At 56.4% G+C, this 15,894-nt stretch carries 12 protein-coding genes and 1 pseudogene; 5 read left to right on the top strand and 8 right to left on the bottom strand.

The genetic code is table 11. From position 1 onward, the window contains the following. Window positions 1-76: 76 nt before the first annotated feature. The 6 genes from FSO04_RS14055 to kce all read right to left on the bottom strand — a co-directional run bounded on the left by FSO04_RS14055 (window position 77) and on the right by kce (window position 6,926). Window positions 77-646 (bottom strand): NADPH-dependent FMN reductase, encoded by a 570-nt coding sequence (locus FSO04_RS14055; protein ID WP_154560265.1) that lies wholly within the window; start codon window positions 644-646, stop codon window positions 77-79. Between the two features lie 124 nt (window positions 647-770). Continuing rightward, window positions 771-2,120 carry a glutathione-disulfide reductase gene (gene gor, locus FSO04_RS14050; protein WP_154560264.1) on the bottom strand — a complete coding sequence of 450 codons (1,350 nt, stop codon included), beginning with the start codon at window positions 2,118-2,120 and terminating at the stop codon, window positions 771-773. Window positions 2,121-2,399: 279 nt separating this feature from the next. Further along, on the bottom strand, window positions 2,400-3,359 hold the full coding sequence (locus FSO04_RS14045) for a SphA family protein (protein ID WP_233464847.1): 960 nt from the start codon (window positions 3,357-3,359) through the stop codon (window positions 2,400-2,402). 609 nt (window positions 3,360-3,968) lie between these two features. Further along, on the bottom strand, window positions 3,969-4,745 hold the full coding sequence (locus tag FSO04_RS14040) for a cyclase family protein (RefSeq protein WP_154560263.1): 777 nt from the start codon (window positions 4,743-4,745) through the stop codon (window positions 3,969-3,971). Beyond that, a complete protein-coding gene (locus tag FSO04_RS14035) occupies window positions 4,742-5,917 on the bottom strand; it encodes an alpha/beta hydrolase family protein (protein WP_154560324.1) in 1,176 nt (391 codons plus the stop codon). Before FSO04_RS14035 ends, FSO04_RS14040 begins: the two co-directional genes overlap by 4 nt. Window positions 5,918-5,996: 79 nt before the next feature. After that, entirely contained in the window at window positions 5,997-6,926 is a 930-nt protein-coding gene (kce, locus tag FSO04_RS14030) for a 3,5-dioxohexanoate:acetyl-CoA acetone transferase (protein WP_168435679.1), read from the bottom strand. Window positions 6,927-8,104: 1,178 nt separating this feature from the next. Between kce and FSO04_RS14025 the strand changes: the two genes are divergently transcribed. The 3 genes from FSO04_RS14025 (at window position 8,105) to FSO04_RS14015 (ending at window position 11,090) form a co-directional block, all read left to right on the top strand. Beyond that, the gene (locus tag FSO04_RS14025) at window positions 8,105-9,085 is read left to right on the top strand and encodes a VOC family protein (RefSeq protein WP_154560262.1); all 981 of its coding nucleotides are present in this window, start codon (window positions 8,105-8,107) and stop codon (window positions 9,083-9,085) included. A 60-nt stretch (window positions 9,086-9,145) separates the two neighbouring features. Further along, complete coding sequence (locus tag FSO04_RS14020; protein ID WP_154560261.1) at window positions 9,146-10,285, top strand: FAD-dependent oxidoreductase; 1,140 nt, start codon at window positions 9,146-9,148, stop codon at window positions 10,283-10,285. 79 nt (window positions 10,286-10,364) lie between these two features. Beyond that, window positions 10,365-11,090, top strand: a complete 726-nt coding sequence (locus tag FSO04_RS14015; RefSeq protein ID WP_154560260.1) for a glutathione S-transferase family protein — start codon at window positions 10,365-10,367, stop codon at window positions 11,088-11,090. Between the two features lie 258 nt (window positions 11,091-11,348). Here the strand turns inward: FSO04_RS14015 and FSO04_RS14010 are convergent, their stop codons facing one another. Then, the gene (locus FSO04_RS14010) at window positions 11,349-12,299 is read right to left on the bottom strand and encodes a LysR family transcriptional regulator (RefSeq protein ID WP_154560259.1); all 951 of its coding nucleotides are present in this window, start codon (window positions 12,297-12,299) and stop codon (window positions 11,349-11,351) included. Window positions 12,300-12,855: 556 nt separating this feature from the next. Between FSO04_RS14010 and FSO04_RS14005 the strand changes: the two are divergent. Further along, window positions 12,856-13,591 (top strand): annotated as a pseudogene (locus FSO04_RS14005) (IS6 family transposase). 792 nt (window positions 13,592-14,383) lie between these two features. Here FSO04_RS14005 and FSO04_RS14000 read toward each other — a convergent pair. Beyond that, a complete protein-coding gene (locus tag FSO04_RS14000; protein ID WP_154560258.1) occupies window positions 14,384-14,872 on the bottom strand; it encodes a hypothetical protein in 489 nt (162 codons plus the stop codon). 329 nt (window positions 14,873-15,201) lie between these two features. Between FSO04_RS14000 and FSO04_RS13995 the strand changes: the two genes are divergently transcribed. Next, the gene (locus FSO04_RS13995) at window positions 15,202-15,402 is read left to right on the top strand and encodes a hypothetical protein (RefSeq protein ID WP_154560257.1); all 201 of its coding nucleotides are present in this window, start codon (window positions 15,202-15,204) and stop codon (window positions 15,400-15,402) included. Window positions 15,403-15,894: the final 492 nt, after the last annotated feature.

Below are 15,894 nucleotides of genomic sequence, written 5' to 3'. Positions count from 1 at the left end.
GTCCACGGCCTTCGCTGCGAGAGGCGCCGTACGAACTGCCGGAAGCATATGCTCGCAATTCGCCCGCAGAAAAACTTTACGACTGTCTCTCCTGCCTCACAAATTCGACCAACCGCTGCAGCGCACCGATTGCCAAATCCAGCGAAATTCCATCCGACAGTATGCCGTTCACGACTTTGCCGCCAATGCCCCCCAGAGCAACTGGGGGCATGATGATCTGACGAGACAGCGTGGAGGCAAATAACTGCTGAAGATGGACGTGCGCCCGCACCCCTCCATACAGGCTGGGAGAGGCAGTAATACACACTACCGGCTTGTCCTTCAATACCGACTCATAAGCCGGCCGGGATGCCCAATCAATGGCGTTTTTCAGTACCGCCGGCAAACCATGGTTGTATTCAGGCGTGACGACAAGCAACCCGTCACACTCGCGAATCCTCTCCTTGAATGCCGTGACTGCCACCGGCCGCGTCTGTTCATCATCCAGATCCTGGTTGTAAAACGGCAAAGAACTAATTGCTGCCCGCTCCACGCGCACGTTATCAGACACATGGTCAATCAGCGTCCGCAGTACGGCCGTGGAGTAAGACTGCGCTCGCAGGCTGCCGCAAACTGCCAGCAAAGAGACATGAGGGTTCGTGTTCATCAGGTGAAGACTCCTCTTTTTTGCTAAAAATTTGTTCACTATGCGCGAAGTACCATGACAGGCGTCGAGTGCAAAAATATCAACTATCTCCGTTTCCAAAATGAATGGAGTCCGAAATTGTCAATCAGCGCGCCGTCCGTAACGTAACAAACTCTTCAGCAAGCGTCGGATGCACACCAAGCGTCGCGTCAAAGTCAGCCTTCCGCGCCCCTACCTTGAGAGCAATTGCCAGCCCCTGAATGATCTCCGCGGCGTCGGCCCCCACAATATGAGCCCCAAGCACCCTGTCCGTCTTTCCATCCACGACGAGCTTCACAAGGGCGCGCTCTTCGCGCAATGAAAGCGCTGCCCGCATTGGGCGGAAACTGCTCCCGTATATCTTGACGTCGTCAAACTGCGCTCTCGCTTGCTCTTCGCTAAGCCCGACAGAGGCCGCTTGTGGTTGGCTGAATACAGCAAATGGGACGTTGTTATGCGAGATCGCGCGAGATTGCTCCCCGAACACTGTATCCGCAAACGCATGCCCCTCATGAATCGCGACCGGGGTCAGCTTGAGCCGATTGGTGACATCGCCCACGGCATAGACATGCGGGTTGGTCGTGCGAGAGAATTCGTTCACCTTGATCGCACCGTCTCCGTCAACGCCGACTCCAACCGTATCCAGGCGTAGCCCGCTAGTGGCACAGTGACGGCCGGTGGCAACCATCACCGCATCTACCTCGCACACCGATCCATTCGACAGATGAACGGACAGCGCGTCTCGTGCGCGTTCCACCGCCGTCACGTCGACACCAAGACGAAGGTCGACACCGGTACGTGCTATTTCGTCCGCGAGGTGGAAACGGAGTTCGTCGTCGAACCCACGAAGAATCTGGCTCCCACGATGCAGTTGAACCACCTGCGTACCCAGGCCATTGAAGATGCCTGCAAACTCACATGCGATGTAGCCTCCCCCGACAATCGCCACGCGGCGCGGCGCGTCCCGCAAGTTGAATACTTCGTCTGAGGTCACCGTGAACTCTGCTCCGGGCACGTCAAGCCGTGCGGGCGTCGCACCCGTTGCGAGAAGAATGACCTTCGCAGTAATCACCTCGCCATTCAGGCGGATCCGATGCGGCCCATCCAATTCCGCACGGCCACTGAAAACCGCAACCCCAGACTTATCGAGCAAGCTGCGGTAGACGCCTTCGAGTCGGTCTATTTCCTTGTCCCTCGCCGCGACCATGGCAGCCCAGTCATGAACGTATGATCCGAGCGTCCAGCCATACCCTCTCGAATCCTCAAAGGCGCTCCTGAACTGTGATGCGTACATCATGAGTTTCTTGGGCACACAACCACGAATCACACATGTTCCGCCAAGCCGGAAAGCTTCTGCGATGCCAACCCTCGCCCCATACCCTGCCGCCACGCGACTCGCGCGGACGCCGCCTGAACCACCGCCAATGACAAAAAGATCGAAATCGTAAGTCTGCATGCGCTTGCTCTCTGTATGCGTGAATGGCTCAAATCACGAAGTTGGGCCACCGGGCCCTTCCTCTTCCAAACCCAATCGACTTCATAACATGGACTTTCACCCGGCAACGTATCGTCGCTCCCAACATGATGGGCATGCGTATTCCTACATTCAAGTTGATGATTTGAATCCGGTTCATTCAAGCCATGAATGGCGATGGCACACCATGCTGCTGTTCATCGCGAAAATCTGAGCTCATATCAGCGGCCAACCAACTTGTGTTCTTGTGTTCCCTCCCCCTTATAGATTGAGAGGAAAGGTGAACTCAATCCAGGCCCGATCGCCCTTCGGCCGATTCCTGACGTCGAACTCGTGTTGCCATTTAAAAACGATCCCGGAATCACGTGTGAAATTGAGCCGGATCTGCGGACCGATAGCGTATGCTCTTCCGCGAAACCCATTCCCGCCCACTGGCGCGCCGTTTTGGGTGTCATTGGTCACTTGTTGCAGGACGTAGCCCTGCACCCCAAGTTGAAGCTTCGGCAGGACCGAGTACCCAGCAACCCAGTCCAAGACGACCAGATTCCCCGAGTGGTAACCGTCTGCGTGATTGGGCGAATTGATTTCATAGCCAAGTGTCGCCGAGAACTCAGAACGTGGGAACGGAACGGCTGTCACCTTCAGGGCAGGAATGAACGCATAGGTATTCGATCCCGTGTTGACCAAGCGCGATGCCGAATACGAACCTATCGGCAACACGAAATCCAGTGCGAGCAAACCAAAGAAAGTCTTATCCGGGTTGGAGTATCCAATATTCAGACTGTGAATCGTCAGATCCCCGAAGCCCCATCGGTTGGCACTTCCAAAGGGCAGAGTCGTCCCAGCATGAACGATAGGCAGGGCGAACCCGGATGTGAAAGTAACCGGCCCTAACGTTTCTCCCCATGTGTGCAATACGCGCGGCGCCATTGCGAATACATTAACCTTGAAACCCGGGATAGCGCTTCCGCCGTTCTGGCCGACAAACCGGCTCGCTGTATAGAACGTCGAGTAATCGTAGAACTGCGTTGTGCCTGGGGCGGGCACAATGGCATTCAAAACGGTATCGATCCCAATAGGATAGCTCTGCAGTCCATTTTCGGTGGCGTAGGCCTTTCCGGAAAGGCCAAGCACCCCGAACAGAACCGCTGCCTCCAGACTTTTTCTCCAACGCATAATCGTCTCCAAATATATATAGTCATTTTTAATCCGATCTTTCATACTCGTTCTTTCTTATATTTATAAGTAATGCAAAGTTTTTTCCGTTCTCCTTCTCCTAATCTGTGACTGCCTGATTGCCCCGCGCGCGCGCCCGACACCACCGGCATATCCGTTAATTGCGTAGCCGGGATCGCGACGTTGACGTTATCCGAATCGCGCTGTAGCTCTTGATGCCCCGAGCGGTCGGCACGTTCTCCAATATTTCGTCCTCGCCTTCGTCAAAACAGTGAGGTCAAAATTCTTCGAATCTCAGGCGGTGCGCATTGCCGGTCGTTCCGGGCCCGGCGGGAATAGGCGCCACGCCCCGTCCTGATGACGAAAAAAGAACAGTGCGATCGGGCCTGCGGCTCTCATTGTCTCGACGCATACATAGCATTCGCGTCTGGATCGTCTGTTCCGGAATTCCGTAACCCGAACACCCTTCGCAGGATCAGGAGCTAGCCAGTGCTCCACCATCACGCGTAGCGACCTTTCCGTACCAGACATCAACTTCTCCTTCCCTTCACCTGGTGCCACGATCCTGTGTCCGCAGGCGTGACACAACCATGGCAACGCTAGTCGCATTTACCCGCTCAACTACGGTCTCCCAACCCGGGATACCGGCCCGTCTCACGTGTCCAAGATCGCAACCGCCCGGGTCCAGCCTGCCGATGCTGCGCGGATCTTGAACGGAAAGCAGGCGATCGTGAATCCGTCGGAGGGAAGTACCTCGAGGTTATGCAGCTTTTCTAGATGGCAGTAGCCCACCTGCCGACCCGCCTTGTGCCCCTCCCATATCAGCGAGGGATCACCGGTCTCGGCGAATTTCGTCTTTGTGTGCACAAACGGGGCGTCCCAGCTCCATCCGTCCGTGCCTGTGACTCTTACCCCGCGTTCAAGCAGGTAAAGGGTAGCTGCCGCGCCCATGCCGCAGCCGGCACTCACGTAATCGTCGGCACCGTATCGCTTTCCTGCCGACGTATTGATCACCGCAATTTCGAGCGGCTTCAGTTCATGGCCAATCCGGTCCAACTCCGCCTCGACGTCCTTGGGCTGGACGACGTATCCATCGGGAAAATGGCGGAAGTCTAGCTTCACGCCCGGCTGAAAGCACCAATCGAGTGGAACCTCGTCGATCGTGATAGCGCGCTTACCACCGTCCATCGTCGACGCAAAATGATAAGGCGCATCGAGGTGCGTACCGTTATGCGTGATGAGCTCGACGCGCTCGATAGCCCACGCCTCTTCGTCCGGCAGGTCCTCTGGCCGCAGGCCCGGAAAGAAGTTGACGAGTTCAGGAAGTGACCTCGTATGATCGACGTAGTCGATTTTCGGCCGATAGACTGGCGGATCGGAGACAACATCGTTTTCCAAATAGATCGACAGGTCAACGAACGTGCGACTCATTTCCGTACTCCCATTGCGCCGATTTCCGCGAACGTTTCGCTGACCCAGTCGGCGATGTAATCCCGCGTATTGCTCATGTTGTCCGCGCTGACGTGCTCAACACCCCCTTCTTTGGCCGTGAAGAACTTCAGTTCACGCTTCGGACTATTGACCGCGCCATCGTATTGCGCATGCGCGTACTCCAGAGGAATCTGACGATCTTTGGCGCCGTGCGTAACCAGAAACGGCACCGTAATCCGGTCAATGACATTTTCAAGCGTAATTCGCGGAGCAAATGCCATAAACTCGTCCAGACTCCCCTTGCCCCAAACCCATTGAACGTGCTCCCAGTAATGGGGCACTGGGCGATCGCCCTCCCGCGCCAAACGACGTTTCTGCAGCTCGCCCCAATTGAAATTCGCACCCCACGCAACGCAAAGCCGGTAGCGCTTCTCGAACGCCGCCACCCGCGGAGCGTAGTAGCCGCCAAGAGACCAGGCGCAAACACCCAGCATGTCAGAGTCGACATCACGCCGTGTCTGAAGGTAGTCTGCCACCGCACTTCCCCAGATCTCGCTTTCCACGACGGCGTGCAGTCCGCGCAGACGCAATGCCTCACCCACACCGGGCTGGTCAACCATCAGGGTCGAAACACCGCGGCGAGCCAACGCCTGCGCGATCCCTGATCCGTAGATCATTTCCTTTGTGCTGTCCAAGCCGTTAAAGTGAGCGATGCACGGTGCCGGCGTTCCATCTTTACGATCAGCCCGAACGAACAGACCTGCGAGCACCGTGCCCTGGTACGGAATTTCAACACGCTCGCAGTTTTCTTCGTGTAACTCGGTAAAACGCGAAAAACTCTCCAACATCTTTGAATAGGCGATTTTCCGCGGCGCATAGTCTCGATTCTGCATACGCTCCGCTGTCAGATAATACGTTGCTGCCCTCCCGAGCTTGGCCCCGGCGCTTAATCGCCGCCCACGTGCTTCGTCGTCTTCCGCGAGCTCCACGAGACGCTCCGCCTGGTCACACCAGGCCTTGAAAAAAGACTCCGTCCCTTCGCTATCCGGAAGCAGTGACGCCTCCACGAGTTGCCGGCAAATTACGTCGACTTCACCGATGTTTCCACCCATCCCCAATGCAAGGTTGGCGGACAGATTCCAGACATAGTTCTTGGGAAAATATTCGAGCATTTCATTCCTCTCTATCAGGGCCATGGTGTGTTTCACCATGCGCGCCAAGTGTTTCAATGGGCCGAGCTTTCGGGCTCCCTTAGAACGCCGTCTTGCCACGCCCTTTCAAGCCGAGCATTTCACGAGCTTCATCAGGCGTCGCAACGTCAAGGGATAGCTCCTCCAGAATTCGCCGTATCTTGCGGACCTGCTCTGCATTCGACGTCGCCAACTGGCCGCGGCCGAGATACAGACTGTCCTCCAGACCAACCCGGACATTCCCGCCGAGAATGGCCCCGAGCGTGACAAGCGGCATCTGGTGCCGCCCCGCGCCCAGGATCGAAAAGCGGTAGTTCTGACGACCAAAAAGACGATCGGCCGTTGTGCGCATGACGGTCAGATTCTCTGGATCCGGACCCATGCCGCCCAGCACCCCATAGATCGACTGTATGAAAAGTGGAGGCTTTACAAGCCCCTCATCCACGAAGTGCGCGAGGTTATAGAGGTGGCCGAGGTCGTAACACTCAAACTCAAACCGGGTCCCACACCCTTCGCCCAGTTCGCGGAGAATGTGACCGATGTCCCGGAATGTGTTCCGGAAAATGATGTCCTCGGTTCCTTCGACATAGGGACGCTCCCATTCGAAGCGCCATTGCTTTATCTTCCGCGCGACTGGATGAATCGAGAAATTCATCGAACCCATATTCAAGGAACACATTTCCGGCTTTGCAAGAAGTGGGTACGCAAGCCGATCCTGCAGCGTCATGCTTGTGCTGCCTCCCGTGGTGATGTTGATTACCGCATCCGTCTGCTCAGCAATGCGCGGAACGAACGCCGAGAACACAGCAGGGTCAGCAGTCGGTCGGCCGTCGATCGGGTCACGGGCGTGCAGATGCAGGATGGCGGCTCCTGCTTCCGCTGCCTCTATAGCCTGCGCGGCGATCTGATCGGGGGTCAGCGGAAGATGCTCAGACATAGACGGCGTGTGAAGCGCGCCCGTCACCGCACAGCTAATAATTACCTTGTTCACTCAACTCCTCCAGATTCAATTTCGCGGCATTGCATGGGAATTCGGATGCCATCAGTTGCCATCCTGCCCCGTTGAAAATCCTTGTATGCGCAGCCCCCAGGACGCACGAAAGCGAACTCTCCGGACGTCCCTTGGGTTCTGGAATTGCGCTAGATCGATGCTGTCGTTCCCGCCGGTGAGATGAGAGAGGCACGAACGCGCTGCGATTCTCCGCGCTGGCGTTTCAGCGGACGGAGATGCCCGCGGTCCACCGTCTGCGAGTTCGGGTCGGGTCGCGCTCAGCCAACATTGACGTCTCCTTGACAGAATCGTCTGTCGATTCCTTTTTTACTGTCTCGTGTGCAGCATCCGACACCCTCGCGAAATGCCTGCGGCGGACTACAGCGTCGCCCGGACTTCTGGCATGACCGGCACACGGTTCATGTGTGCAATCATCGAATGCGAATTGGTTTTTCTCAACTTGATTATTTGAATCTCACACATTCACCCGATGAATGTATAAGTCGCTGAACTCCACCATGATGAAATCAACGGTAGCTGGCCGCTCCTGCCTACAGTCCACCCGCATGTCGGAGCGAACAGCGACCGACCCTGGAAGACACCTGGGCGTTGCTGTGCGCTCTATCCCAGGCCAACAGCACTAGATAGCCGAGCGTTCGATTTGTATCTGAAGGTGGTGCGTTGTCTGGCATCAACGACGAAGGCGCCGTAGGAGGCTCCAACGCGATCCCTATGGTTGAAGAGCAAACGCTCGACCAAGCGTTTTATCGCGCTCACAAACCTATAGTTGCGGGCTCCGTAGGCGGTCACCTTAAAAACCACTACTAGCCAGTAGTGTCCGGAAAGTGCCTATCCATCGGATAGTTCATCTTCTTTCACGACTGCGACAAACATTCACGCCGTGAATTGGTCGCATTTAAACAATCAAGTTGAGAAACGCCTTCTCGTGACGGATCATTCAGGTACCCGTTCGAAAACAGGCGACGACCGCAAGCCGGTACCGATGCCATAGGAGACAGCAACAATGAATCCCACATTCCGTCCTCTGGATCGTATGCCTCAACGCGATCGGGGAACGACGTCACCGTTCTCCTGAAATTTTCGCGCCCGGCAGCGCTGAGACTATTTCCGTTAGTCCTCTGAGAGCACATTTCTTTCAGTTATTCTAAAGGTTCCATATGCCGATTATTGGTATCAAGTCGCTCGTTTACGGTGTTGAGGATGTCGCACTCAGCACGCGATTCTTCAGTGATTTTGGACTTCCCCTGATTGCAGGTGATGACCAAAATTCGACCTTCCAACTTGAAGAGGGATCGTCAGTCGTCATCCGTCAACTTGCAGACCCTCTTCTGCCGGATTCCGCACTGATCGGTCCGGGCGTTCGCGAAGTGGTATGGGGCGTAGACTCAGCTGACGAGCTCGACGCGCTTGTTGCCGACCTTTCGCGGGACCGCGATGTCACTACCACGCGGGACGGTGTGGCTCACTTCCTGAGCGACTGCGGTCTTCCCCTTGGGCTCCAGGTCTTCGACAGAAAATCCGTTGTCTACGCGCCTGACGCTGTAAATGCTCCCGGCGTCGTGCGGCGGCTCAATACCCACAGAAAATGGCGAACGCGAGCGCGCCCAAAAGTAATCCAGCACGTTGTCTTTGCCGTGAAGGACTTCAGGAAGTCGTTCGAGTTCTTCCGCGATCGTCTGCATTTCCGGCTCTCGGACTATCAGCATCACTTTGGTATCTATTGCCGTGCCGAAGGCAACAACTGTCACCACAACCTCTTCCTGCTCAACGCCAACCTGCCGCAGCTTGGCATGGACGGAAAGCCAAAGTTCGACCATGCCAACTTCGGCGTCGAAGATATCGACGAGATCATGACGGGGGCCAACTATATGGAACGGAAGGGATGGGCGAAGTCCGAGTGGGGACTGGGCAGACACCGCATCGATTCGGCTCTCTTCTACTACTTCCCTTGTCCTGCCGGTGGAGAGGCGGAGTACGGAGCGGACGGTGACTACATCGACGACAACTGGATCCCCCGCGAATGGCCGGTGCCACTGTTTGCATTCGCACACTACGTTCATAACCTGCCTGCGTGGCTCCAGGAACGGCCCGCCTGGGAATTTCGTTATCTGGAAGACGGGATCCTTGAGGGAGACTGATCTCCCAGTTCCAGCATACCAACCTTAATGCAATAAACGACAGCTAACAGGAGGATAACCATGCCCACGATTCGAAGGGTGCTCATCGTCGGTGCGGGAATCGGTGGCCTAACCGCAGCGATAGCATTGCGCCGCAACGGCATCAATGTCGAGATGGTCGAACAAAACCCCAACTGGTCCGTCTACGGCGTAGGCATTATCCAACCCAACAACATGCTCCGCGCGCTGGATTGCATTGGTCTGGCTCAGCAATGTGCTGAGGATGGTGCAGGATTTCCGGGATGGCGCATACATGACAAGGATGGGAATCACCTGATGGACGCGCCGTCAACCTGTGCCGCGGCGCCTGCCTATCCGGAGAACAATGGCATCACCAGACCCCGTCTGCAGAAGATCCTTTCCGATGCAGCACTGTCAGCCGGCGCAACGGTAAGCCTCGGAACCACTATCGATGCGATCCACGATGAAGGTAACGCGGTGCGCGTGACGTTTCCTGACGGAACCTCAAGCAGCTACGATCTGGTGATTGGAGCAGACGGTATCTATTCGAAGGTTCGGGAGTTGCTCTTTGGCGATAAATATCGTCCGCTTTATATCGGGCAGGCGGTATGGCGCTACAACCTGCCCCGCCTTCCCAGCGTGACATGGGGAGAAATGTTCTTTGGCCCCGATAGCAAGGTCGGCCTCGTTCCAATGGCGGAGAAAGAAATGTATATGCTTCTCGTGTCCTCGGAGCCAGGCAATCCCTGGATGGACCGCGCTCAACTCGCAGACAACATGCGCCAGCGCCTGTCAGCATACACCGGACCCGTCGCGCAACTGCGCGAGAGGATTACAGACTCAGCCGCGGTCGTCTACAAGCCCATGGAAACCCTCCTGATGCCAGATCCATGGTACCGCGGCCGCACCATTTTGATTGGCGATGCCGCGCATGCAGCAACACCGCATCTCGCCCAGGGTGCGGCAATGGCTATCGAAGATGCCGTATTGCTCGGTGAGCTATTGGGACGCGATTCAGGTTTGCAGGAAGTTCTGGACGAATTCATGCGTCGCCGGTTTGAGCGTGTGCGCTTCGTTTTCGACTCCTGCAACCAGATCTCGACATGGGAGAAGCAGGAGTGGCTAGGAGAGAACGACCCCAATGCCAAACCTGGCGAACTACTTCACAGCGCAATCCTTGAGCTGATGAACGACTACTAAACCAGCCGACAGTCCGGAGGCTAGCAGTAGTATTCGCCACCCCTCGGACTTCGATACTGTTCTTGCATGGAGACTCTAGATGACGCAAATCACCCTTCATTTCGCGCCGAATACCTGCGCGCGAGTGACCATGATCGCTCTCGAGGAGATTGGTCACCCCTACGAAACCGAACTCGTCTCGTTCGTCAGAGGGGACCACCTGTCTGAGGGTTACCGTGTGCTCAATCCAAAGGGCAAGGTTCCCCTTCTCGTCGTCGACGGAAAACCGCTCACCGAGAACGTTGCAATATTGACATGGCTAGCTCAACGATTTCCGAACTCAAACCTGCTGCCCAGATGCACCGACGCCTTCGCTTACGCACAGGCTCTGGCTGATCTGTGCTTCTGCGCGTCCGGGCTGCATCCCATCGTCACTCGGCTGCGCATTCCCCAGTATTTTTGCGATACTCCTGATGCTGCTCCGCGTGTATTCGCAATGGCGGAAGATGCAATGCGTCCCAACTTCGAACTGATCGACTCGCGTCTGTCGAAGAACGAATGGTGGTATGGCGATACGTGGTCCATCGTTGATGCTTACATCAACTGGGTCTGGTTTCGCGTCGCTGGGACAGACTTCGACACATCGCCGTACACTCACTTCGCCCGGCACAACGAGAAACTCGCCAGACGGCCTTCCGTTCAACGTACCGTCGAGAAGCATGAACACGCAGCCGATTGGCTGGCAAGCCAAGGGCTTGAGGTCAGGTTCAGCGGCGCCGGAGCCTTCCAGATCAAACATTCGACCAGCGGCGCAGCTTCGCCCTGAGACACCCACGATCTGCCAGAGAGCACGAAGGGCGGTAACAGCCTGTACAGGTTCGCCCCCAAGCTAATGCCGTCATTCACAGTAAGGACGGGCCGTGAATCGCCGGAACATCCGCTTTGTAGAGACCGCGACGAGCCGTGCTAACGCGAACTTTCCCATTCTTTAAACAGGATGTCGCGGCCTGTGGACTGGAGATGCGGCCACATTCGGTGTCCTGCTTGCAACGCACAGTGCGAATGAGAAGCGGCCTACCCGTCGCTAACGAGCGGTCGGTGCCTGAGCCTTGCGTCCCCCGCCTCTTACCTTGCCGGACGACGTCGTCGATCCGAAGGATTGCGCCACGCGCGTGAGTAGCCCCCTGAACCACGAGATGGCCGGATCCCGCTCCTGATATTTATGCCACTGCACCATCTCGACAATTTGCGGTGTAGGTACCGGGCACGGGAGTACGCGCATTGGATAAATTTCCGCCATCGCGTGGGCCAGTCTCGTCTGGATCGTCGCTACTCGGTTCGTGCCCACAATCAACCTCGGCAGCACGGCAAAGCTCGGCGCCACGAGCTCTCTTCTCCGCACAAAGCCGTGTCTCACCATGAAATCCTCTTCCGCCGACACCAATTCGCCAGAACCCCACTGGACCGCAACGTGTCCCATCGACATGTATTTTTGGCGGGACAATCTCGAAGCGATTTCCTGGTTCCCGTTCCACACTATGCACACGAATGTTTCCGCGAAGAGATTTTCCGATGGGTGGCTCTTCGAAGCGAAGAAGTCCGGTGCGAGTAACAGTTCGATTTCCCCGCGATCGAGATTCTCATGAGATTGCGTACTGATCAGACGCAGATCGAATTGCATGTTCGGCGCCTCCCTCCACGCTATCTGCAGAACGTCCGCAAGAAAGACATTGATCATGTAGTCAGAGGCCTCGATCGTCATTTTTCTGGTTGACGTGGACGGATCGAAACTCGGGCGCGTTGTCGTAATCGCCTGTACTTGCAGAAGGACATCACGTACCGGCTTTACAAGGCTCTCCCCCATTGGCGTCAACACCATGTTTTTTCCGACCTGCTGCACGAGATCGTCGTCGAAATACTTCCTTAACCGCGCAAGCGCGTTGCTCATCGCCGGCTGACTCAGAAATACGCGGTCAGCTGCACGCCCCACGCTTCGCTCGGCGAGTATCGCATCCAAGACGACCAGTTGATTCAAATCCAGTCGATTAAATCGCAATTGCAGTACCCTCCTCCAGGCTAACACCAGTATAGCGAGTGTAAACTCCCATGACTCGCATTACTTCGATGAACGGCATGACTGGAGGACTTCACGAAGACCTTGAAATAAAAAATGGTGCTCGTCGGTGATTACCCCGGCCTGCAGGATTTTCAACAGCGACTGTCGGAGTTCATGGAGAAAAGGTACAACCGGAGCCTTTGACATTCCACTCAGCGCTGGCGTATGCGTTTGACCCCGATGCGGGCGTCAATATGTATGCTGGGGGAAGAAGTCGTGGCACTCTAACTGCCTCGACGATCTAGGGCACATGACCTGATCATTCATCGTCGCGCGGGATGTCAAATCGCGGAATGTTCGACTACATCTATCAATCGCGCGACACAGCAGGTAGCGTTCATCGCACCACCCTACTCGATCACCCGAATAGCGTTGGCATCGCTCCGACAGGACCCTCGTTACAAGGCCGGCGATTTGTCCCACATGGTCACGAGGGCCCTGTCACATTGCCGGATCTGTCGCGTAAGATCGTGTGATGAAGAATGCTAAATCGCTTTATCACGGCCACCGCTTTCCGGCTGCCGTCATCGGTTGCGCTGTACGCTGGCATTGATATGACTTTGCGTGTCAATCGCGACATTGAAGAGTTGCTCTTTGAACGCGGGGTGATCGTCAGCTACGAAACGATCCGGCGTTGGGCCGACAAGTTCGGCGCGGGGTTCGCGCATCGCGTCAAGGCTGCGCGTCGCAAGCCAGGCTCGACCTGGCACCTCGACGAAATGTTCGTGACACTTTGCGGCGAGCCCTATCTGCTGTGACGAGCAGTCGATCAGCGCGGCGTAGAGCTCGATATCCTGCTGCAGAAACGCCGGGACAAGGCGGCAGCCAAGCGGTTTTTCAAGCGCGTTCTTGCCGCTTGTCCCGAGGCACCGCGCAAGATCGTGACCGACCAGCTGCGCAGCTATCCTGCGGCAAAGGCCCAGATCCCAGAACTGATCAACGTCAAGCACGTCTTCGTCAAAGCCAGTGCCCGGGTTAACAACCGCGCTGAAAACAGCCAGCAGCCTACACGTGAACGCGAGCGCCGCTTGCGTGGTTTTCGTGATCCCAAACGCACGCAAGCTTTTCTGTCGAGCTTCGGACCGATCCGGCAACATTTCGCGCTAAAGCGCCATCTACTGCGTGCGCCGCTCTACCGAAAACAACTCGGCGAACGCTTTGCCATGTGGCATCGTTTCACTGAGCTTAGCCAAAATCCGTCTGGTTTTTGAGGAAAAATCAGTCTACCGAACTACTGCGACTCCAACACTTTAATGTGACAACGCCCTTGAGAGTAGGATGCCGAATCCCATTTACCTTTTGTGAATCAGCGTATCCGCCCCCCCTTGCCGCCTGAATGGCCCTTTCCGCCTAGTCGCGATGTCGCTGGTCGCACCTTTGGGCACCTTGTCGCGCTTCAATATCGCGGCGCCGATGTGTGGCTCTGGAGGTGCCGTTGCGGCGGCCACGTGACTGCCGAGTTGGAGGCGGTAGAAGGCGGCAGAACGCGTGATTGTGGCTGCCGTGAGCAGCGTCGTGTGTGGCGGTCCCGTCCAGGCTCACCTGCGCTGCGAGGCGGTGAGGTGTTTGGCCAACTGACGACCGATCGGTACGCTGGCGATGGTTTGTGGGTTTGCAGGTGCGACTGCGGTGGTGAGGCAACATTCAGCGCCGGGCGCCTGCGACTGGGCAAGGCGCGTTCGTGCGGCCGCTGCTTCGGCGCTTCGACCGACTGACCGGCACAGTCTGTTCGACTTGGTCATGGCATGCGCGGCGTGTTTGTCCGACGCTCCACACGATGTGTGGTGGCTCGGAAGCGTGAACGACGTTCTTTGGAAGCTGTCGTCGGTGTTTAGGAATTAACCCCGGGCATGTCAACTTTATCTCGACGTTCCCAATACGACCCACAACGGCCCGTCAGCAGACTGCTCGTGAACGGCTGTAGCTCTGCCTTTTGCGGACGTTGCGCTTTCTCGCAGTTGCGGCGTTCGGCGATTCCGATTCTGAAATGATGGTAGCAATAATCAAATCACGTCTCGTTCGAAACTCCCAAAGGCTGATTGCTCAAGTGCTTCCCATGCGAAGATCTGTCCGACGGTGATACGCTTTTCGTCCGAGCAGGTCGAAAGAAACAGTCCATACCCTTCGTCTACGAACTCGTCAGAAAGCTTTTTGATTGGGTCCGCGTAGTGAAACTGATGCACGTTCCATTTCAACTGCTCGCGGGAAAAATCCGTTTTGTGCAGCGCGCACAAGTGTGCGAGGAGTAACTGGTGATAACCAAACTCTACGTGCGCGAACAGGAGGCCGCTTTTTTTGTGATACAGAAAGTGGCCGGCTGAACCCGACCGAACGTCGTCCAATGCGTCGGCAAGCTGCTCTGCGAATCCAAAGCGGGCATGCCTCCAAAGATAGCGATCCAAACCTGCAGCAATGTCGGGTCGCGGCAGTTCCGTGAAAACTAACAGAAGCAGACGTGTGATCTCCGCAGAATCTTCTGTTCCGTATCGCATATAACCTTTGCGAAAGGTGGTGCGTAGTCTTCAGTCTACCGCATACCGGCGGTTGCGTTTGGGCAGGGCCTTGGCTCCGTTTCCTTCACAGCGGGGAACACGCATCGGGGATTCTTACTTTAATTCTGGTGGGCGGATGCCGACTTCGCGCCGAAGAAATTCCGATCGCCTTTCCCGGGGAGCGCACTTAATCGCCTGACAATCGTTGACGGGCAACTTCTTATCCTGGCAAACCACGTTGTCCTCCGCCTGCCGGATTAGAACCCGGATTCCAACAGGACACCCGTCCAGCGCCGTATGATCGAGACACAAAAAATACGGGGGCCAAGATGAGCGATGCGCAAAGCATCACGTTTGAAGCGGTGCAACTCAATGACCGATCGGGGTATTTCGTGCGAGCTACGTGGCCTGACGGTTACGAACAGCAGATCACTGGCTTCACCGACGATGCCGAGGCCCGCGAGTGGATAGCCAACGATAGCCGGGGTTGGCTAGACTGGATGCCGCACCGTCCACAGCTTGGCACCTAACACCGGCTGATCCGCGCATGCTAGCAACGCCCGGCTATCGCCGAGTGCGCGGGGGAGCCGGACGAAAAAAAACCGATCCCATAAAGGATCGGCTTGGAAAGGTCCTGGTATTTCCGAGGGGAAAACGCTGCCAGAACCTGAGAGAGCGGCCGGAATGTACTCCAGGCAAATCAGATGCAGCCGACTGTTTCGGCTCTTGGTCTAATCGTTAACGACAGCGTCGCGGTTTCCTGAAGTGCTGCCGATTAGCTGAGTTATAGGGCGCGTCGCCCGCCGGTTCGTTAGCGGACGGTCGCAAGTCTTTGTCGATTGACTGAAGCTGGCTGGACCTGGCTGGACCTGGTCCGACGGCGAACTTCCGTAGGCGGTAGAGTCGAGATGTGGCGCGGTAGCGGTAGGCTCGGTTTGTCTGTTGCCGCCTCTTTCGTCTGGCGGTGCCCCAATAACCTCGCCGTAACCCCGTTTCCACATCCCGCTCATCGAACCCAGCGT

It is taken from the genome of Paraburkholderia madseniana, assembly GCF_009690905.1.
Lineage (GTDB): Bacteria > Pseudomonadota > Gammaproteobacteria > Burkholderiales > Burkholderiaceae > Paraburkholderia > Paraburkholderia madseniana.
Note: the sequence above shows the minus strand (reverse complement) of the source record. Positions and strands in the feature narration are given on the sequence as shown.

Bases quoted from the DNA above. Each gene is read 5' to 3' on its own strand.
- FSO04_RS14000 (WP_154560258.1), bottom strand. From the start codon at position 14,872: ATGCGATACGGAACAGAAGATTCTGCGGAGATCACACGTCTGCTTCTG.
- FSO04_RS14035 (WP_154560324.1), bottom strand. From the start codon at position 5,917: ATGCTCGAATATTTTCCCAAGAACTATGTCTGGAATCTGTCCGCCAAC.
- FSO04_RS13995 (WP_154560257.1), top strand. From the start codon at position 15,202: ATGAGCGATGCGCAAAGCATCACGTTTGAAGCGGTGCAACTCAATGAC.
- FSO04_RS14015 (WP_154560260.1), top strand. From the start codon at position 10,365: ATGACGCAAATCACCCTTCATTTCGCGCCGAATACCTGCGCGCGAGTG.
- FSO04_RS14045 (WP_233464847.1), bottom strand. From the start codon at position 3,359: ATGAAAGATCGGATTAAAAATGACTATATATATTTGGAGACGATTATG.
- FSO04_RS14040 (WP_154560263.1), bottom strand. From the start codon at position 4,745: ATGAGTCGCACGTTCGTTGACCTGTCGATCTATTTGGAAAACGATGTT.
- FSO04_RS14055 (WP_154560265.1), bottom strand. From the start codon at position 646: ATGAACACGAACCCTCATGTCTCTTTGCTGGCAGTTTGCGGCAGCCTG.
- FSO04_RS14020 (WP_154560261.1), top strand. From the start codon at position 9,146: ATGCCCACGATTCGAAGGGTGCTCATCGTCGGTGCGGGAATCGGTGGC.
- gor (WP_154560264.1), bottom strand. From the start codon at position 2,120: ATGCAGACTTACGATTTCGATCTTTTTGTCATTGGCGGTGGTTCAGGC.
- FSO04_RS14025 (WP_154560262.1), top strand. From the start codon at position 8,105: ATGCCGATTATTGGTATCAAGTCGCTCGTTTACGGTGTTGAGGATGTC.